The 18,632-nt window shown below is 50.9% G+C and carries 16 protein-coding genes and 2 tRNA genes; 4 read left to right on the top strand and 14 right to left on the bottom strand.

The genetic code is table 11. The features are described from left to right. Positions 1-18 precede the first annotated feature (18 nt). Entirely contained in the window at positions 19-1,914 is a 1,896-nt protein-coding gene (locus BUA24_RS03825; RefSeq protein ID WP_143146372.1) for a transketolase C-terminal domain-containing protein, read from the bottom strand. A 301-nt stretch (positions 1,915-2,215) separates the two neighbouring features. On the opposite strand from BUA24_RS03825, the gene BUA24_RS03820 reads away from it, so the two are divergent. Next, positions 2,216-3,628: an NAD-dependent malic enzyme gene (locus BUA24_RS03820; protein ID WP_072788890.1), complete on the top strand. Its 1,413-nt coding sequence runs from the start codon at positions 2,216-2,218 to the stop codon at positions 3,626-3,628. A 66-nt stretch (positions 3,629-3,694) separates the two neighbouring features. On the opposite strand, the gene BUA24_RS03815 is transcribed toward BUA24_RS03820, so the two are convergent. Next, a tRNA-Phe gene (locus BUA24_RS03815) sits at positions 3,695-3,770 on the bottom strand. A 4-nt stretch (positions 3,771-3,774) separates the two neighbouring features. Next, positions 3,775-3,849 (bottom strand) — tRNA-Asp (locus BUA24_RS03810). Between the two features lie 302 nt (positions 3,850-4,151). On the opposite strand from BUA24_RS03810, the gene BUA24_RS03805 reads away from it, so the two are divergent. Next, entirely contained in the window at positions 4,152-4,544 is a 393-nt protein-coding gene (locus BUA24_RS03805) for a hypothetical protein (RefSeq protein ID WP_143146371.1), read from the top strand. Here the strand turns inward: BUA24_RS03805 and purQ are convergent. From purQ to dnaK, 11 genes are all read right to left on the bottom strand, one after another. Continuing rightward, positions 4,541-5,215, bottom strand: coding sequence for a phosphoribosylformylglycinamidine synthase subunit PurQ (gene purQ, locus BUA24_RS03800; RefSeq protein WP_072788886.1), 675 nt, complete (start codon positions 5,213-5,215; stop codon positions 4,541-4,543). The two genes, BUA24_RS03805 and purQ, sit on opposite strands and share 4 nt — an antisense overlap. After that, the gene (gene purS / locus BUA24_RS03795) at positions 5,208-5,471 is read right to left on the bottom strand and encodes a phosphoribosylformylglycinamidine synthase subunit PurS (RefSeq protein WP_218587402.1); all 264 of its coding nucleotides are present in this window, start codon (positions 5,469-5,471) and stop codon (positions 5,208-5,210) included. Before purS ends, purQ begins: the two co-directional genes overlap by 8 nt. Positions 5,472-5,510: 39 nt before the next feature. Further along, on the bottom strand, positions 5,511-6,437 hold the full coding sequence (locus BUA24_RS03790; RefSeq protein WP_072788885.1) for a phosphoribosylaminoimidazolesuccinocarboxamide synthase: 927 nt from the start codon (positions 6,435-6,437) through the stop codon (positions 5,511-5,513). Continuing rightward, positions 6,430-7,743, bottom strand: coding sequence for an adenylosuccinate lyase (purB, locus tag BUA24_RS03785; RefSeq protein WP_072788883.1), 1,314 nt, complete (start codon positions 7,741-7,743; stop codon positions 6,430-6,432). The genes BUA24_RS03790 and purB overlap by 8 nt, the downstream gene beginning before the upstream one ends. Positions 7,744-7,764: 21 nt before the next feature. Continuing rightward, on the bottom strand, positions 7,765-8,982 hold the full coding sequence (purD, locus tag BUA24_RS03780) for a phosphoribosylamine--glycine ligase (protein WP_218587401.1): 1,218 nt from the start codon (positions 8,980-8,982) through the stop codon (positions 7,765-7,767). 2 nt (positions 8,983-8,984) lie between these two features. Next, entirely contained in the window at positions 8,985-10,262 is a 1,278-nt protein-coding gene (locus BUA24_RS03775; protein WP_072788879.1) for an adenylosuccinate synthase, read from the bottom strand. Positions 10,263-10,308: 46 nt separating this feature from the next. After that, positions 10,309-12,798, bottom strand: a complete 2,490-nt coding sequence (locus tag BUA24_RS03770; protein WP_072788878.1) for an ATP-dependent Clp protease ATP-binding subunit — start codon at positions 12,796-12,798, stop codon at positions 10,309-10,311. A 90-nt stretch (positions 12,799-12,888) separates the two neighbouring features. Continuing rightward, positions 12,889-13,308, bottom strand: coding sequence for a heat shock protein transcriptional repressor HspR (locus tag BUA24_RS03765; protein WP_072788876.1), 420 nt, complete (start codon positions 13,306-13,308; stop codon positions 12,889-12,891). Positions 13,309-13,328: 20 nt separating this feature from the next. Continuing rightward, a complete protein-coding gene (gene dnaJ / locus BUA24_RS03760; RefSeq protein ID WP_072788874.1) occupies positions 13,329-14,417 on the bottom strand; it encodes a molecular chaperone DnaJ in 1,089 nt (362 codons plus the stop codon). Between the two features lie 9 nt (positions 14,418-14,426). Next, positions 14,427-15,014, bottom strand: a complete 588-nt coding sequence (locus tag BUA24_RS03755) for a nucleotide exchange factor GrpE (RefSeq protein WP_072788873.1) — start codon at positions 15,012-15,014, stop codon at positions 14,427-14,429. Then, a complete protein-coding gene (gene dnaK / locus BUA24_RS03750) occupies positions 15,014-16,858 on the bottom strand; it encodes a molecular chaperone DnaK (protein WP_072788871.1) in 1,845 nt (614 codons plus the stop codon). Before dnaK ends, BUA24_RS03755 begins: the two co-directional genes overlap by 1 nt. A 203-nt stretch (positions 16,859-17,061) precedes the next feature. Here dnaK and gpmA point away from each other — a divergent pair, with 203 nt between their 5' ends. Then, a complete protein-coding gene (gpmA, locus tag BUA24_RS03745; protein ID WP_072788869.1) occupies positions 17,062-17,748 on the top strand; it encodes a 2,3-diphosphoglycerate-dependent phosphoglycerate mutase in 687 nt (228 codons plus the stop codon). A 143-nt stretch (positions 17,749-17,891) separates the two neighbouring features. After that, positions 17,892-18,587: a COG4315 family predicted lipoprotein gene (locus BUA24_RS03740; RefSeq protein ID WP_178138694.1), complete on the top strand. Its 696-nt coding sequence runs from the start codon at positions 17,892-17,894 to the stop codon at positions 18,585-18,587. Positions 18,588-18,632 lie beyond the last annotated feature (45 nt).

The raw sequence follows: 18,632 nt of genomic DNA, 5'->3' as shown, positions 1-18,632 counted from the left end.
TAAAGGCAACCTTTACCACTAGATTGCTAGGAGATCCCTAGCCGCTCTTTCAATCGTTGGAAGATCGATCACCTCTCGAGAGTGGTGATGATGTAACTTCCCGATAGATCCTCTAGGAAGCCCACAGACCACCTTGATCGGGGCGTCTAAATCCCAAAAGCCGTTCTCCGAGATTAAGCTTGCCACACGAGCAGAGAAGTCTCCTTCCCTCTCGCCCAGTATCAGCACCTTGGAACATCGCTTCACTGAATCCAAAATTGTTTCTGTATCCAAAGGCAAAACCGATCGTAGATCCACCACCTCGACAGACGCCTCCCCGAAGAGAGTCTCGGCCACTGCGTGGGCGTGATGGCGCAAGATCCCACATGTAACAATGGACAGATCATGCCCGCGTCCAATAACATCCGCACGTCCAAATGGCACCAGGTAAGTTGCTTGAGGCATCTCCCCCTTTACGTAATCACGAGCGTAGGAGTTCTCTAGCACCACCACCGCATCGTGGCTACGAAAGGCGTTGGTGACTAGACCCACCGCATCCGACGGCGTTGAGGGAACCACACATGGGACCGAACGACTTGGGCTGTAGACGTCAGCTATTGCGATAGCCGCCGATCCAAGAAACTTCGAGTCGCCGTAGCGAACCCTGATAGTTATAGGCAAAGAAGCATCGGGACTCTGACGTAGAGAGAGACTTGCCAACTCGTCTGAGATATTACTCAACAAAGCGGCAGGCGCTTCCTGCTCATATATCTCTACGACAGGCCTCCGCCCTGCAAGAGCAACTCCACAGGCAAGATGTAGCCTCGTGCTTCCGCTTAGACGACCCTCGATTACCCTGTCAGAATACAGCTCAGATCTTTCAGCTTTATCGATGCCGTAATGTTGCCGCCGAAGATCGATATCTGCTACCAAAATGCTCTCCGGTGAAGAGTTGATCATATCGTCGAAGCTTTTGTCCAAGGCTTCGCCTAAGGTGGCAAGAGTTCGCGGGCCTTGATAGTTTTCAAATCCTCCTTGGTAAGGTACCTCCTCAGCATCTCTTAGGAGACCATCCTCAACGCCTTCACTCTCTCCACTCTTTAGAAAACGTCCACCTCTATCTCTCCTTAGCTCTTCTTTGATCTGAGTTTCAAACTGCGACAGTTGATCTAGATCTCCTCCCATCTCGCCCAGATGAGTCTTTAGACACCAAAGGGTGTCTGGAGCCATAACGATCTGATCACGGTCGTTTAACATCTCCTTTAGGTTGTGATCGACCCTGGAGCAACCTCTGGTTACAACAATGACCGGACCCTCACCTCCTTCAGTAAGGGATTTGGCCTCCTCAAGCTTGTCTACAATATCCTCTGGCATGCACGAACAGGCTGAGAGCACAGTTACCGCATCGCTGTATCGGTCGGTTTCCCTCTTTACAAGAGATACCGTGGATGAGTTTTCACCCGCTAAAGAGCGGTCTAGCAAGACAACTACAAGGGGGAGGCTGTGCTTTTTGCCATGGGACATCGCCTCAAGAAACTCAATCTCAGAGATTCTGTCAGAGGTCAACAAAGCGTATATAGTCTTTGGTTTCGCCGTGATACTAATGGCATGAAGATAACCGACAGCCTGTGCTAAGTGCTGACTTCTTCGAGACGATCCGCCCAGAGTTCTGTTTTGAATCTCTGACAGTTCCGAGCGGGTCGTATCGCATAAAGACAGGGCCGCTGCCCTATAGGCAAAGTAACAGTTTCCAGGGAATACTATCGCCTCTTCACCTATAGCCACCATCGCCAAGGTCGTGATGACTACCTCCGAGCTCTCTGAAACCGATAGCGTTTCAGCGATACCCTTAGAGAGCAGATCGCCCGTAAGTGACGATATAGCCCTAAGGGTCGCAGCCGCCCGAAACACCTTCAAAAGATCGTCTCGGGTCATCCTCTCCTTCGAGGAAGTTTTCGAGAGATCGGCTAGTGAAGTAACCGACTGACTAGAGGACGTAACCGACTTTGACCTCTTACCCTTGCTCCATCGAAAAAGTTGCAAGACACCCCCTAACTATCTAGCACAACTAGCTAAAGACACAGAGACAGCGTAGCTTTAAATGAGATCACATGTCGCTAACTCAAACATGGGGTCACCCCACTACACCTATTAGTCATGGTTCGGACAACCAGAAACTATATTTTGTCACCCTGATATTTCACAAATATCACAACTTCGGCTAGTCTTAGGCTCCATGGTCACTCCCAATGTTTCTTATTCAGTAGTTCTTCGTGTTGAATTAAGCCATAGACCCGGAACCCTCGGAAGATTAACTACCGCGATCGGAGAAGCCGGCGGTAACATCTTGGGCGTCGACATCGTCGAAGTCTCAGACGATGTAATCGTTCGAGACATAACCGTGTTAGCTGTCGACGTCGAACACGCAAACGTAATCCGTGAAGCAGCTGAAAGCGTAGAAGGCGTTCACGTTCGAAGCGTAATGGATCGTACATTCAGACTTCATCTAGGTGGGAAGATAGAGGTTAAAGGCAAAGTACCTATCACAAATCGTGACGATCTCTCCATGGCATATACGCCTGGTGTTGCAAGGGTCTCAATGGAGATAGCCGCAAAGCCGGTTCAGGTTCATAAATACACCATCAAATCTAACACAGTAGCGGTGGTGACGAACGGAACTGCGGTGCTTGGTCTCGGCAACATCGGCCCGTACGCAGCTCTTCCAGTGATGGAAGGCAAGGCACAACTCTTCAAGGAGTTTGCAGGGATCGACGCCTTTCCCATCTGCTTAAACACAAACTCCATCGATGAGGTTGTAGAAACAGTAGAGAGACTCGAACCAGTTTTTGGCGGAATCAATCTCGAGGACATAGCTGCTCCTGACTGTTTTGAGATAGAGGACCGACTAAAGGGCTCTTTGGACATACCAGTCTTCCACGATGACCAGCATGGAACATCTGTAGTCGTACTTGCGGCATTGCGAAACGCCGTGAAGGTCGTAGACAAGAAGATGTCAGAGCTGTCGGTAGTAATCGCTGGAGCCGGCGCTGCAGGCGTTGCAATAGCCAAAATCCTAAACAACGCCGGGGTGCCAAACGTCATCGTGACCGACCGCCGAGGGATAATATTCGACGGACGCGAAGACTTCTCCGGTCCAAAGCTTTGGCTAGCCGAAAATACAAATCCCGAGAAGAAGATGGGGTCTGTCTCAGATGCTCTACGCGGTGCCGACGTATTCGTCGGAGTCAGCGGACCGGGAATAGTTCATCGCAACGATATCGAGCAGATGGCTCCGAGATCTATCGTCTTTGGACTCGCTAACCCCACTCCCGAGATCATGCCCGAAGAGATCGAAGGGATTGCAGCCGTTATCGCAACAGGTAGATCCGACTACCCCAACCAGATAAACAACGTCCTTTGCTTCCCCGGTATATTCCGAGGGGCGCTGGATGCCAACGCACTTTCGATCACCGAGTCGATGAAACTTGCAGCTGCAAACGCAATAGCATCAGCAGTTCCCGAAGAGGAGCTGTCACCTAGTTACATAGTACCCTCGGTCTTTAACCGCTTTGTTGTTGGTGCGGTCGCTATATCTGTCGCCGAAGCAGCGGTAAAAGACGGTGCGGTTCGCCACGATCCAGAGTTGTAGATACAAAGCCTGGGCGCACACAACTCAGAGGCTAGTAAGGGACGAGACAAAAGCCTCGTCCCTCTTTGGTGGTCTAGACCGGCGTCGATCCGGTGACCCCACGCTTTTCAGGCGTGTGCTCTACCAACTGAGCTACTAGACCACAGCGGACCTGACGGGATTTGAACCCGCGTCCTCCGGCTTGACAGGCCGGCGTGCACTCCGAGCTGCACCACAGGTCCTAGTCTCACTTTAAGAGCGAAGTTATTCTAGCGACCATCGGACCATAACGTTCACATTTTCCGAAAGTATGCCTTCTGGTGGATCTAGATCCAACCCAACGCTTTGGTCTTCCTGTCAGATCTCTTACGATAGATACTTAGGAACTAAAGCCTTAAGCCTTCGTTAGGAAGAAATGAGTAATGGTTGGGATCTGGTACTCTAAAAGCGGTTAGAAAGGTTACGACCAGAGCACCATCACTGAATGCGTTAACTACACCACACGCCAGTTGCTAAGACCTTCTAATCAAATATAATATATTTTATGACAAGCAATAGGAGTGCAGTGGCGACAGATATAGAAAAGCTAGAAAGCAAAGTTGTAAAAGATTATCTCGATGGGCTAGAAAGACGAAGGGTCAAAAGAGGTCGAAAGCGTTCCCCCGACACGATCAAAAGGCGGCTCGCTCAGATTGAAATGAAGTTACCATCTGCTCCTTCGCTCACTAAACTTCACTTAATTCAGGAAAAACTTGATCTTGAGAACACCTTGAAAGAAATGAACAAGCCTCAAGAATCCGATGACCTGGAACCTAGATTTATAGAGGTAGCTAAGTCTTATAGCGAGAGAAATAAAATATCGTACAACGCTTGGAGGGCTATAGGAGTCAGGCCAGAGGTTTTGCGCAAAGCTGGGATACTGGACAGTACGAACTAGCTAAGTACTGCAGAGCGCTCGAGTAGTGAAGCGAGTATTTTGCGACCTGAACTTGATCCAAGTAGATCACTCATCGCCCTCTCTGGATGAGGCATCATGCCCACAATGTTTCGGTCTTTATTACATATCGCAGCTATATCGCCGATCGATCCGTTCGGATTATCGACGTACCTTAGTATGATCCGATCTTCATCGAGCAGTCTCTTCAGATCATCTTCCGCACAGGTATAGTTCCCTTCGAAGTGGTTTATCGGAAGCCTCAGCTTCTCCCCCAACTCCAAAGACGAAGTAACTGGTGAATTACGCGAAGCTACCTCGCACTCAACAACATCGCAGATGAACGACAAACCAGCGTTTTTTTGCAGGGCACCCTCAAGAAGTTTCGCCTCAGTAAGCACTTGGAAACCGTTGCAAATACCAAGAACCGATCTTCCTGAGGTAGCGAAGCTAGACACTGCCTTCATCACGGGAGAAAACTTGGCTATGGCCCCGGGTCGCAGATAGTCACCATGAGCAAATCCGCCAGGTATAATGACACATTCAAGGTCCATAAGATCTGTTTCGCGATGCCATATGAGCCTGTGTGGTACGCCGAGATCCACGAGCGCCTCTACCACATCGTGTTCACAGTTAGTGCCCGGGAAAACAACTACCCCAACTGCCTTATCCATGGTCTACCTCCACCGATTCAGCGACGACGAAGTCTTCGATCACGGGGTTAGACAACAGTTCTCGTCCTAGTCTTTCAGCTGCTGCTAAAGCCTCTTCCTGCGAGGAGATGTCTAGCTCTATCAGAAAGCTTTTGCCTGATCTGACTCTTATTATTGGCGCAATCTCAAGAGACTGTGCTGCCTCTGCTATGGTAAACCCTTCTGGATCAGATACTCCGTCTTTCAGAAATACGTCCACTTTGACCCGATAAATCAAACGATGACCTCACATATGGTTGTTACAACGACCAATACCTTAGCTCTCATACTTATTAGTCCTCTCTCCTAGATAACATCTGAGATCGTAATTACCAGGCCAATCTGTGAACGACAGACCAGAGAGCGTCTCATAGATAGCTACGTAGCTTAAACTGAGTTTCTCTATGACTTTGGCGTCTAGAGTCGGAGGTCTACCTGCACCGTTCCATCCTGTCTCCGAAAGCCAGTCCCTTAGTATCTGCTTATCCAACTGGACAGGTTCGCGACCAAGACCCATAGATTCGACCCTCCAGTACCTAGATGAGTCTGGGGTCAACACCTCGTCACAAAGCGCAAGCTTCCCGTCTATGTAACCGAACTCAAACTTGGTATCAGCGATCACCAAACCCTTATCGGCCGCAACTCGCATAGCTTCACCATAGACAAAGAGAGAGATCTCTTCTAGTTCACACGCAAGTGAGGTTCCCACCCGAGCTCGGAGTTGAGACAACGAGAGAGGAAGATCATGTCCCTCTGCCTCTTTGGTCGTAGGAGTAAACACTGGACGATCGAGCTTGGATCCAAGCATCAAACCCGATCGCATCGCTATATCGCCTACACTTTGATATCTCAGATACTCTTTCCACGCAGAACCAGCGAGATACCCTCGCACAACACACTCGATCGGCACCATCTCTGCCCGTCTAACCGAGGTCGTTCTACCCAGGAACTCATCGTGGAGACCTATTGCATCTAGATCTACCTTATCGAACAGAACGGGTGTTTGCGTGGCGAGCTTTCCCTTTAGGGCATCAAACCAGAACAGAGATACAGCAGTAAGTACTCTCCCTTTGCGTGGAACACCTTCTGTCATCACAACGTCGTAAGCCGATATTCTGTCGGTTGCAACAACCACGAGTCTCGATGGATCGGAACTAACTACGTAGGAGTCCCGCACTTTTCCTGTATTTTTCAGTTCAAGCATCCCTTAGCCTCGCTTTTAGCTCCCCGAGACCCTCAAATATCTTGGGCACATTGCGAAGAAGCCTAGACTCATCGAGCACTTCTTCCAGATCCACCCTCACCGATGGATCTTCTTTTAAGATCTCGATAAAGCTTCGCTTCGACTCGTATGCAGCTCTAGCGTCACGTTGTACTATCCGATAGGCTTCGTCCCTTGAAAGTCCTGCCTCTACCAACGCAAGCAGGACTGACTGCGAAAAGTACAGGCCAAGAGATGCATCCAAGTTCTCGCGCATCTTCTCCACCTTTACCTCAAGGTTCTCAACAAGCCAGCGAAACTTCAAAAGTCCGTAGTGACAGAGGTGAAATGCATCAGGGAATATGACACGTTCAACAGATGAGTGAGATATGTCGCGCTCATGCCATAAAGCCACGTCCTCCAAAGCAGCGCTTAGGAAACCTCTAAGAATGCGCGCAAGTCCTACGATACGCTCCGCTACGATAGGATTTCGTTTATGAGGCATAGCCGAAGAACCCTTTTGCCCTTGGGCAAAGGGTTCGAAAACCTCTCCAACTTCACTTCGTTGAAGGTGTCTAATCTCGGTGGCGAAAGACTCCAACGAGGTAGAGATCGAGGCTAAGGAGTACATTACCTCTGCATGGATATCTCGGGCTACTACCTGTGTGGCCGGAACGGGTCGCAGACCCAGGCGGGAGAGAGCGAAGTGTTCGACTGCTGGATCGACATTCGAGTAGGTTCCAACCGCTCCCGACAACTTACCGACCGAGGCCTGAGCCAAAGCCTTCTCCGCTCGACCCAGATCGCGATCAAGCTGATATGCCCATAGGACAACTTTACCGCCAAAGGTTGTTGGCTCAGCGTGCATCCCGTGAGTGCGGCCAATCTCTGGAGTGTTTTTATGGCGCTCGGCTAACGCGATAGTAGCGAGGATAGTCTTTCGAAGCTCTCTAACTATAACCTCTAGAGCCTCCCTAATCTGAATGGAAAAGGCGGTGTCCACGACATCTGAAGAGGTCAAGCCAAAGTGTATCCACGATGACTCCTTCACCGCAATACGGCTTTGAAGTGTATCTACAAACGCCGCTAGATCGTGATTCGTTACGCGCTCCCTTGCCAGCACATCGTCGACAAAGCCTTGGTCTATAAGGGGAAGATTGGCTCTTATAACGTCGAGGTCAGCTGCCGGAGCATCGCCATTATGAACAAAGCCTTCAACCACCGCTAGCTCTACATCCGTCCAGATCTGCATTCGGCGCACGTCAGAGAAGATCTGTCTCATCTCGTTGGTCTGGTAACGCTCAATCAAGCTGTTCTAACCTCACAAATCTCACCACACACCGATATCAGATCTGTACTGCATGCCTTCAAATCTGATGTCCCTCGTCCCTTGGTAGGCTCTATCCCGTGCTTCCGACAGCGTGACCCCTTCCGCGGTCACTGACACTACCCGTCCACCCGATACAAAGAAGTGGTCTTGTTCTTCGTCGTAGGACGTTCCTGCCAGAAACACCTGGACACCCTCTCTGCTCATCGCAACATCTAGGCCTTCAACTATCGCACCGGTCTCTACGGTCTGTGGATAGCCCTTTGCCGCTAGCACTACAGTAACCATTGAGGTATCTGACACAGTTGGAGAACTACTTAGCGAACCCATCGCACACTCATAGAGAAGTTCTCCGAGACCCTCCGCTACTCTTGGAATCACCACTTGAGTCTCCGGATCTCCAAATCGAACATTGAACTCGATGATCTTTGGTCCGTCCTCACATACCATAACACCTGCGTACAGCACTCCTCTGTAGTCGATGCCTCTCTTTGTAAGTTCCGCCAAGGTAGGCTCTACCAGTTGAGCAAGCACCTCTTGTTGTACAGATTCATCCGCCCATTCAAGTGGAGAGTAGGCCCCCATACCCCCTGTATTGGGTCCCTTTCCACCATCCATGAGACGCTTGTAATCAGTAGCCGCAGGCAGTGCAACAGCCTTTTTACCATCGCAAAGGGCAAATATCGATAGTTCACGACCTTGCAGGCCCTCTTCAATAACTACAATTCGTCCCGCTCCATTGAACGTACGACCGCTTATCTTATCGATTACGTCTCTCTTGGCCTCCGCCAAGTCTGAGGTTACCAAAACCCCCTTACCCTGAGCTAGGCCATCGGTCTTGATTACATAAGGGGGCTGTGAACTTTCAAGATAGGAGACCGCAGACGCTATGTTGTCGAAGGTTCTGTACCTAGCCGTGGGGACTTTGGCCGCTCTTAGAAGATCCTTGAGGAACGCCTTTGAACCCTCCAGTTTTGCTCCCTCTTTAGAGGGTCCAAAGACCGCTTTGGCGTTCTCTCGCAGTCTGTCCGCCAGTCCATCTACCAGAGGCTGTTCAGGTCCTATCACATATAGGTCGGCGTCCAGATCGATAGGGTCAGCGTCGGAGGTCTCCATATATCTCGACAACGCGCTAGTGCCTGGGGCCACTATTACATCGTGTTCTTTTGACAAGGTCCAAGCCAGGGCGTGCTCTCTGGCACCTGACCCAACAACTACCACTCTCACGGAAAGCTCACGTATTGATCGCGCTCAGGCCCGGTACCCACCAAGGTAATGGGGACTTGAAGCTGTTCCTCGATGTAGCTGAGATATGACCTTGCGTTGTACGGGAGATCCTCGACCTTGGTTACCTCGGTCAAGTCAGTCATCCATCCCTCAAACTCCTTGTAAATCGGGACCGCCTTATGGAAGTCTGACTGATGATAGGGAAGGTCGCTCGTTCGTTCCCCTTCTATCTCATACTCATTTGCCACAAGAACCTTGGGAAAGACATCTAGGATATCTAGCTTTGTCAGTGCGATCTCAGAGACTGAGTTCAAAGCTACTGCGTGTCGCAAGAGCACCAGATCAAACCAGCCGGTTCTCCGTTTCCTTCCCGTATTGGTACCGAACTCAAAGCCCCGCTCGACCAGTAAGTCAGCGGTTTCACCCTCGAGCTCCGTAGGGAATGGACCTGCCCCAACACGCGTTAGGTAGGCTTTTGCCACTCCAACGACCCGGTCTATCTGGCGCGGTCCAAGTCCAGATCCCGTACAGGCTCCTCCTGCGGTCGGATTGGAGGACGTGACAAAGGGATACGTACCATGATCCAGATCCAAAAAGGTAGCCTGGGCGCCCTCTAGGAGAATCTGCTGACCGTTTTTATACGCTCTGTGCAGCACTCCAACCGTGTCAGATATCATGGGCGCCATCTTGGGAGCATAGACCTCAAGGTAGTCCGAGAGTATCTTTTTTTCATCCAGAGGCAGACGGTTATACACCTTCGCCAGTATCTGATTCTTCTCCTTCAGAACTACCTCAAGCTTTTGGGAGAAGATCTTTTCGTCAAGGAGATCTTGAACCCTGATCCCTATACGAGACGCCTTATCAGCATAAGATGGTCCGATCCCCCTCTTTGTGGTTCCGAGCTTGTTCTTACCTAGATAGCGCTCTGTTAGTCGGTCTAACTCCTGATGGTAAGGCATTATTAAGTGTGCTGCCCCAGAGATCATTAGACGGGAGGTATCGATTCCTCTACGACCTAGCACATCGACCTCTTCAAGGAGCACCTTTGGGTCTATAACTACTCCATTGCCGATGACAGGAGTTACGTGGGCGTTCAATATACCAGTTGGCACCAGCTGTAAGGCGAAGCGATCTTCGCCGATCACGATGGTGTGACCGGCGTTATGACCGCCTTGGTAACGCACAACGTAGTCGACCTCCGAGGCAAGGAGATCCGTAAACTTCCCCTTACCTTCGTCACCCCATTGAGTTCCGAGCACAACCGTCGCTGGCAAGACTCCTCCAACTCTTACTTAGTAGTCCACCGACGGGGAGCGCCTCTTATGAAAGCTTTAGATGCTCCTCACCATCGGGGTCAAGATCAACGAAAATCCGACCCCCTTCAGAGTAGTGACCCGCCAGAAGTTCAGAGGCTATTTTGTCTCCTAGTTCCCTCTGAATTACCCGCTTTAGAGGTCTTGCACCAAAAACTGGATCAAAGCCTTTGTCGGCAAGCCACCTCTTGGCTTCCTCGGAAACTTCGAGCGTTATACGACGTGACTCCAGCCTCTTTGCAAGATACCCCAGTTGGATATCTACTATCTTCTCCAAGGCCTTTTCATCAAGAGCGTGAAACTTGATTATCTCGTCGATGCGGTTGACGAACTCTGGCTTGAAAAACACCTGCGGCTCCACCGCCAAGTTTGAGGTCATGATCAGTATCGTGTTTCTAAAGTTGACCGTTCTTCCCTGTCCGTCGGTGAGACGCCCGTCGTCGAGAACCTGAAGAAGAACGTTGAAGACATCTTGGTGTGCCTTTTCGATCTCATCCAGCAGAACAACTGAGTAAGGTCTGCGTCGGACCGCCTCTGTCAGCTGGCCTCCTTCGTCGTAGCCGACGTATCCCGGAGGAGCCCCTACCAGACGAGCAACGTTGTGAGCCTCTTGGTACTCCGACATATCGATACGGATCATTGCGCGAGGATCATCAAAGAGAAACTCCGCTAACGCTCTCGCCATCTCTGTTTTTCCAACGCCCGTGGGTCCGATGAAAAGGAAGGATCCTATCGGACGGTCCGGGTCTGACAGACCCGCTCGCGACCTTCGAATGGCGTTAGACACCGCAACGACGGCCTGATCTTGACCGACTACCCTTTGATGAAGACTCTCTTCCATGCGCAAGAGCTTGGTCATCTCGCCCTCTAAAAGACGCGAAACGGGAACACCGGTAGCTTTTGACACTACCTCTGCGATGTCCTCTTCATCTACCTCTTCCTTCAACATTCTCTGATTACGCTGGAGTTCCGCAAGTTCTTTTGTGGCAGTCTCGACCTCGTGCGCAAGTTCAGGTACCTTTCCATAGCGGATCTCAGACGCCTTGTCCAAGGCACCCTCACGCTCGTAGCGATCAGCAAGAGATCGAGCTGCCTCGAGGGCCTCTTTTTTCTCTCGTATCTTTGCGATGGCTTCTTTCTCGGCCTGCCAGTGCAGCGTCATCGAAGCAAGCTGCTCTTTCAGATTGGCGAGCTCCTGGTCTAGCTTGTCCATACGCTCTTTAGACACAGGGTCCGTTTCCTTGGAAAGAGAGATCCTCTCAATCTCGTACTGTCTAATTTTTCGTTCGACAACGTCGATCTCAGTTGGACGTGAGTCTATCTCGATCCTAAGCCTCGAGGCTGCTTCGTCAACAAGATCTATAGCCTTGTCAGGAAGAAATCTGTCGGTTATATAACGGTCTGAGAGAGTTGCAGCTGCCACAAGCGCCTGGTCCTGAATACGAACACCATGGTGCACCTCGTACCGTTCCTTGAGTCCACGCAAGATAGCCACGGTGTCTTCCACTGAGGGCGGGTTAACAGTCACACGCTGAAATCTTCTTTCAAGAGCGGGGTCCCGTTCTATATACTTCCTGTATTCATCTAGCGTCGTGGCTCCGATCATGCGTAACTCACCACGAGCCAACATCGGCTTTAACATATTGGAGGCGTCCATAGAGCCCTCTGATGCGCCTGCTCCTACGACCGTGTGCATCTCGTCGATGAAGGTTATAATCTCACCTTCGGCATCAACGATCTCTTTGAGGACAGACTTGAGTCGCTCCTCGAACTCTCCGCGGTACTTCGCACCGGCTACCATAGACGCGAGATCTAACGCTATAAGCCGCTTTCCCTTTAGACCCTCAGGAACGTCACCTTCCACTATCCTCTTGGCGAGTCCTTCCACTATGGCGGTCTTGCCAACTCCAGGCTCACCGATCAGTACGGGGTTGTTCTTGGATCGGCGGGAAAGCACCTGAATCACGCGTCTGATCTCTTCGTCTCTTCCAATAACAGGATCGATTTTACCTTTCCGAGCCTCCTCGGTGAGATCCCGCCCGTAGCGTTCGAGGGCCTGATAACTCTCCTCTGGGTTGTTGCTCGTGACTCGATGGGAACCTCTCACCTCTTTCAAGACGTTGAGAAGCTGATCCTTGGTAACCCCAATAAGGTCCGTTAGCTCCAACAATAGATGCTCTACCGATAGGTAGTCGTCACCTAGTGCAGACCTTTCACGGTCTGCGTCGTTTAGCAAAGCCAGTAGAGCTCTCGAAACCTGAGGAGTTCCTCCGTAGCTTTTGGGAAGCTTAGAGATCTTCTCCTGGATTGTGTTTTTCAACTGCATGGGGGATACGCCCAGCCTCTGCAGTACGGGAAGGGTAATTCCTTCGCTCTGTGACAGCAGTGCCAATACGAGATGTTCTTTCGTAACCTCTGGGTTAGCATCTCTTTCTGCAAACGCTACTGCTTGCGAAAAGGCTTCCTGCGTCTTTAGTGTCCACTTTGAAGTGTCCATTATCTACTCACCACCATTTCAAATAAACTTCTCTTACACCTTTAACTTCACAACCTTCCTACCCCTAATACCCCAAGTGCGCCAGTAGATCTAGGGTCTCTTTGCACCTCTAAAAAGCACAACCGCCTGTGATAGAGGGACTAGATCCCTACGGTAGTGTTTGTGAATCTTCTCCTGCTCTGCCTTGGAACGTTCCTCCAAGACTCTCAGCTTCTCTTTCAGCTCTTTTATCTCTGTTTCAAGCGCCATAATCCTTTTCACACCCTCGAGCCCAATGCCCGAGTTTGTCAGCTCCTGAATCCTTCTTAGGCGCTCGATATCGTCTTGACTATATCTTCTCGACCCTCCATCGGTTCGAGCCGGGTCTAACAGACCCTTGCGCTCATAGATCCGAAGGGTTTGAGGGTGCATTCCAGAGAGTTCTGCAGCGACAGATATGACGTATACAGCTCTATCGCTCTGTCGCTCAAGATAAGAGTTACTCTCTCCCTTACCTTTTCTATCCACCATCGTCTCTCACCTCTTAAACCTCAGTCCCTTGGAGGCTCGGGGGTATATTTGGCTAATTCTTCCAGCAGTTTTCTCTGTTTCTGATCCAAGGACTCTGGTACCCACACCTCGACAGTAACCAAAAGATCACCCGGAGTACCTCCTTTCTTGGAAGAAGGTATGCCTCGACCCCTTACCCTAAAAGTCTTTCCCGACCGTGTTCCTGGCGGGACCTTTAAGGAGATCTTCGTACCTTCCAGAGTCGGCACCGATATCACAGTTCCTAGAGCTGCCTCTGGGTAGCTAATAGGAATGGTGATCGTCAGGTCGTTGCCACTTCGGCCGAAGCGTTCATGGCGTCCGACATGCACTAAAACGATTAAGTCGCCTGCCGGTCCTCCGTTTTTCCCAGGACCTCCCTTTCCCCGTATTCGGATTCTCTGTCCAGGCTCTACCCCAGCAGGAATCCTTATCTTGACTTGACGGGAGCGTCGTTCAACCCCTGTTCCCCTACAGGTTGGACATGCCTTTGTGACAACAATTCCACGTCCTCCACAGGCGGGGCAAGGCTGCGAGAACGAGAAAAATCCCTGGTTGTCTGAGATAGATCCTGATCCTTGACACCTTGCACACACCTGCGGAACAGTGCCTGGTGCGGCGCCGGTACCCCCACAGGTCGAGCAGCTGGAGTCGCCTACGACATTGACGGTGGTGGTTGCGCCTTTGGCGGCCTCTTCAAAGGAAAGGTGCACCTCAGCTTCGAGATCCTTACCTCGCTGGGGACCGGTTCCTCTACTGGTTCCCCGGCCCCTGTTGAAAAGACCGCCGATAAGGTCGCCAAGATCTTCCACCTTGAAGTCGAAGTTGGCTCCTGCTCCTCCTCCAAATCCTCCGCCCATGGGCCCTTGGGATCTCGCCTCGTCGTACTCTTTTCGCTTGGTTTGATCTCCAAGGACGTCGTAAGCAGCGGATATCTCCTTAAACTTTTCTTCAGACCCCGGATTAGCGTCCGGATGGTACTGCTTGGCGAGCTTTCGGTAAGCCTTCGTAATCTCCTTGTCGCTTGCGTCCTTTGACACCCCCAGAATCTTGTAGTAGTCCTTTTCGAACCACTCCCTCTGGACTGTCATCGCTGCCTCCTAACCAGATACTTTGACCATAGCGGGCCTAATAACCCGGCCTCTCCAGCGGTATCCGACCCGGAGCACCTCGGTTACAAGCTGATCACCTTCACCCTCTTCGTGGGCTACAGCTTCAGCTTCAGATGGATCAAACTTTGAGCCCAATGGTGAGATCTGCTCGAGACCCTCCTTGGCTAGTATCTCCATCAGAGCCGTTCCAACCTGCTCTACGTAAGAGGGAGACTCTACATCTCCTTCTCGGACATGACTTCTAGCAAGCTCCAGAGTATCTAACGCCGGTAAAAGCTTCTTGATCAGGTCTTCATTGGCTCGCTCAACAGTATCGATCCTCTGCTTGTCGACCCTCTTCTTGAAGTTATCGAAGTCAGCTTTGAGCCTCTGCAAGGCTTCAAGAAACTCGTCTCTCTCCTTTTTGAGTAGCTCAAACTCGATATCGATATCCAAAGCCTCGTCGGCGCTTGCCTCCGTTGAGGAGGAGAAGGGCTCTTCCCCTACAGCAGAGACACTTTCGTCCTCATGGATCAAGGGTTCCTCAAGGGTCTCTTCTTCCTGACTTTGGCTAGTCGCCTTTGCTTCTTCGCTCACTAGCTCTCCTTGTTGGGCTCGTCGACGATCTCAGCGTCCACAATCTCATCGTCTGAGGAAGCTGTGCTACCAGAAGAAGAACCCATGTCAGCACTGGTTGCAGACTTAGCCGCCTCCTCGTAAAGCTTGGTTGTAAAGCTCTGACTGGCTGACATCAGAGCCTCAGTGGCTGCCTTGATCTTCGATACGTCGTCCCCGGCGATAGCCGTCTTCAGCTCTGCAAGGGAGTTTTCAACAGCCTCTTTCTCTGGGCCGCTTAGATTCTCTCCTTGCTCTTTGATAAGCTGCTCTGTTCTATAAACTAAGGTGTCAGCGTTGTTCCGGACCTCCGCCTCTTCCCTTCGGGCCCTATCTTCTGCCTCATGAGCTTCAGCGTCTTTGACCATACGTTCTATATCGTCCTTGGAGAGGCTCGTCGAGCCTGTTATGGTTATGGACTGCTCCTTGCCGGTCGCCCTGTCCTTCGCCGACACATGAACGATACCGTTGGCATCTATATCGAAGGTTACCTCGATCTGAGGTATACCTCTTGGTGCGGGCGGAAGACCTACTAGCTGGAACCTACCAAGGGTCTTGTTGTACATAGCCATCTCGCGCTCACCTTGCAGAACATGGATCTCGACCGAAGGTTGATTATCGTCTGCTGTGGTAAACACCTCAGTCCGCTTGGTTGGGATCGTGGTGTTACGCTCAATTAACTTGGTCATGACACCACCTTTGGTCTCGATGCCTAGAGAAAGAGGCGTAACGTCAAGAAGTAAAACGTCTTTGACCTCACCCTTTAGTACTCCAGCCTGAATCGCAGCTCCAACGGCGACCACCTCGTCCGGATTTACACCCTTGTGAGGCTCCTTACCGGTCAACGACACCACCAGATCATGGATAGCAGGCATCCTAGTTGAGCCACCTACCATCACAACGTGGTCGATCTTGTCAGTGGTTAGGCCAGCGTCTTTAATGGCTTGCTCAAACGGTCCCTTGCAAGCATCCACGAGATCCTGTGTAAGCTCCTGGAACTTGGCCCGGGTCAGCTTTATGTCAAGGTGCTTCGGACCCTCAGCGGTCGCAGTTATAAAGGGAAGATTGATAGTGGTCTCCATCATCGCAGAAAGCTCGATCTTAGCTTTCTCGGCGGCTTCCTTTAGTCGCTGCATCGCCATCTTGTCACCGGAAAGATCTACACCTTCGGTATCTTTGAAGCTCTTTACCAGCCAATCTATAATTCTTTGATCCCAGTCGTCACCCCCAAGGTGGGTGTTCCCCGAGGTTGACTTGACCTCAAACACACCATCACCTATCTCAAGAACCGACACGTCAAAGGTTCCTCCACCAAGGTCGAAGACGAGAACCGTCTGATCCGCACCCTCTTTGTCGAGTCCATATGACAGAGCCGCAGCAGTAGGCTCGTTGATGATCCTAAGAACTTCGAGACCGGCGATCTGACCGGCTTCTTTTGTAGCAGTCCTTTGTGCATCGTCGAAGTAGGCTGGCACGGTTATCACAGCCTGGGTAACGGTGTCCCCAAGATACGCCTCTGCATCTCTCTTTAGCTTTGCCAGTATCCTCGCACTGATCTCTTGTGGGGTGTACTTCTTTCCGTCAATATCGATGGTCCAGGAGGTTCCCATGTGTCTTTTCACAGAACGTATGGTTCTATCGGGGTTCGTGATGGACTGTCTTTTTGCAACTTCTCCGACCAGTATCTCGCCGTTCTTGGCGAACGCAACGACTGAAGGAGTAGTCCTTCCTCCCTCTGCGTTTGGAATCACAACTGGATCGCCAGCCTCTAACACCGATACAACTGAGTTAGTCGTCCCGAGATCAATACCTACCGCTTTAGGCATCTGCGCCTCCTAAATATTACTTTATTCTTATATTGAAATATAACTTGAGTTAGTTTATATCAACTTTACCCATACGTCAACATGCAAGAATGAACTTTATTCCTCAATACTTAGATTTATCTGAAAAGTTGAGGCGACTGCGCTCAAGATTTATCGGTCTAAAGAAATTGTTTGGAGGGAGACTTTTCCACTAGTGTTATCTCGTGAGCACTTTGATACTTTTACGACACGGTCAAAGCACTTGGAACCTGGAGAACCGGTTCACAGGCTGGGTAGACGTCGACCTAACTGAGCAGGGAATCAAAGAGGCCATCAGAGCAGGTCAAGCGCTACTGGGTGCGGAGATACTTCCTTCTGTGGCATACACCTCGGTTCTAAGACGGGCAGTAAAGACGCTCGACCTAGCGCTTTATGAGATGGGCCTTAGCTGGATACCTGTGAAGAAGTCTTGGCGTCTAAACGAACGTCACTACGGCGCACTGCAAGGGTTGAACAAGGCGGAAACAGCAAAGAAATACGGCGATGCCCAGGTCAAGCTATGGCGGAGATCCTATGACGTACCTCCTCCAGCTCTCAAGGATCGCGAGATAGAAGCTCTAAGGAAGGACCCGAGGTATCGCTATGTACCAAAGGAGCTGTTGCCCAAGACCGAGTGCCTGAAAGACGTGATGACTCGGATGATGCCTCTTTGGTACGACGATCTCGCACCTCAACTACTTGGATCCGAGACGGTTCTGGTTTCAGCTCACGGCAACTCGATAAGGGCGCTTATAAAGCACCTCGAAAACATCTCTGATCAAGACATCGTGGAGTACGAAGTTCCAAACGGCGAACCCATAGTTTACGAACTCGACGATGGCTTAAACGTCACTTCCAAAGCAACCCTTTAGCAGGTTGTTGAAGCGCAAGGAAAACATTTAGTAACGAAAGTGGGACTGACTCACTTGCGAACTAAAGCTATGTTTGAGCAAGTTGAGACGTGCCTTAACCCAGCTGAAGCACAACTTCGATGTACCTCATTAGACTTCACTATGTGAAAAATAATACTGTGAAGGCATTTATAGGCATGGCAGCCGCTGCAGCCACTTTGAGTGCTTGTCACTATTCAAACGGAGAGTACGGTCCAGCCGGTGCTGCCCCTGTTGTGGTTCCAGGATCCTCTAACGGAAAAGCCACTTACAAAGGTGGGTACTCCGGAACAAACACTCACCTCTTACAGGGAGCACCTCAAGGAGCAAATCCTTCTCTAGATGACGGCGCTGGCTTTGTGGTTCCCAACTATCCGTCGACGACCTTACCCGGTTGGATCCAGGGACATCCGCCAGGTCCTACGGTCCTCTCATACCGCAACTCCCCTTACGGAAAGATACTGACCACCTCTAGCGGTAAGACGCTATACGTAAGGCTGGGTGATCAGTACAGACAGTCCTTTTGCTATAGCATCTGCGCAAGAGCGTTTCCCCCGTTTCTCACCAACGGTGCCCCACAGGCCTCAGGTGGGGTACTAGCGGCATATGTGGGCGTGTTAGAGGCTGACCTCTCCGGACAGAGGGAACAGGTCGCCTACGGACAGCATCCCTTATACACCTACTCAGGTGACACCGGTCCAGGTCAGTACAACGCAGAAGGAAAGGGTGGGATTTGGTACGTTATCAACGTCCAAGGGATAGTGGTAAAGGCTCCCTTGGGCACGGTATCCACATCCACATCCACTACGACCAACGGTTAGCTTAGCTCGCACTACTAGGGTCGACTCAAATCCCCAAAGCATTTT

The organism is Ferrithrix thermotolerans DSM 19514, assembly GCF_900128965.1.
Taxonomy (GTDB): domain Bacteria; phylum Actinomycetota; class Acidimicrobiia; order Acidimicrobiales; family Acidimicrobiaceae; genus Ferrithrix; species Ferrithrix thermotolerans.
Note: the sequence above shows the minus strand (reverse complement) of the source record. Positions and strands in the feature narration are given on the sequence as shown.

Coding starts and splice junctions, on each gene's coding strand:
- BUA24_RS03770 (WP_072788878.1), bottom strand. CDS start 12,798: ATGGACACTTCAAAGTGGACACTAAAGACGCAGGAAGCCTTTTCGCAA.
- BUA24_RS03820 (WP_072788890.1), top strand. CDS start 2,216: ATGGTCACTCCCAATGTTTCTTATTCAGTAGTTCTTCGTGTTGAATTA.
- BUA24_RS03765 (WP_072788876.1), bottom strand. CDS start 13,308: ATGGTGGATAGAAAAGGTAAGGGAGAGAGTAACTCTTATCTTGAGCGA.
- dnaJ (WP_072788874.1), bottom strand. CDS start 14,417: ATGACAGTCCAGAGGGAGTGGTTCGAAAAGGACTACTACAAGATTCTG.
- purQ (WP_072788886.1), bottom strand. CDS start 5,215: ATGGATAAGGCAGTTGGGGTAGTTGTTTTCCCGGGCACTAACTGTGAA.
- dnaK (WP_072788871.1), bottom strand. CDS start 16,858: ATGCCTAAAGCGGTAGGTATTGATCTCGGGACGACTAACTCAGTTGTA.
- BUA24_RS03825 (WP_143146372.1), bottom strand. CDS start 1,914: ATGACCCGAGACGATCTTTTGAAGGTGTTTCGGGCGGCTGCGACCCTT.
- BUA24_RS03805 (WP_143146371.1), top strand. CDS start 4,152: ATGACAAGCAATAGGAGTGCAGTGGCGACAGATATAGAAAAGCTAGAA.
- BUA24_RS03790 (WP_072788885.1), bottom strand. CDS start 6,437: ATGCTTGAACTGAAAAATACAGGAAAAGTGCGGGACTCCTACGTAGTT.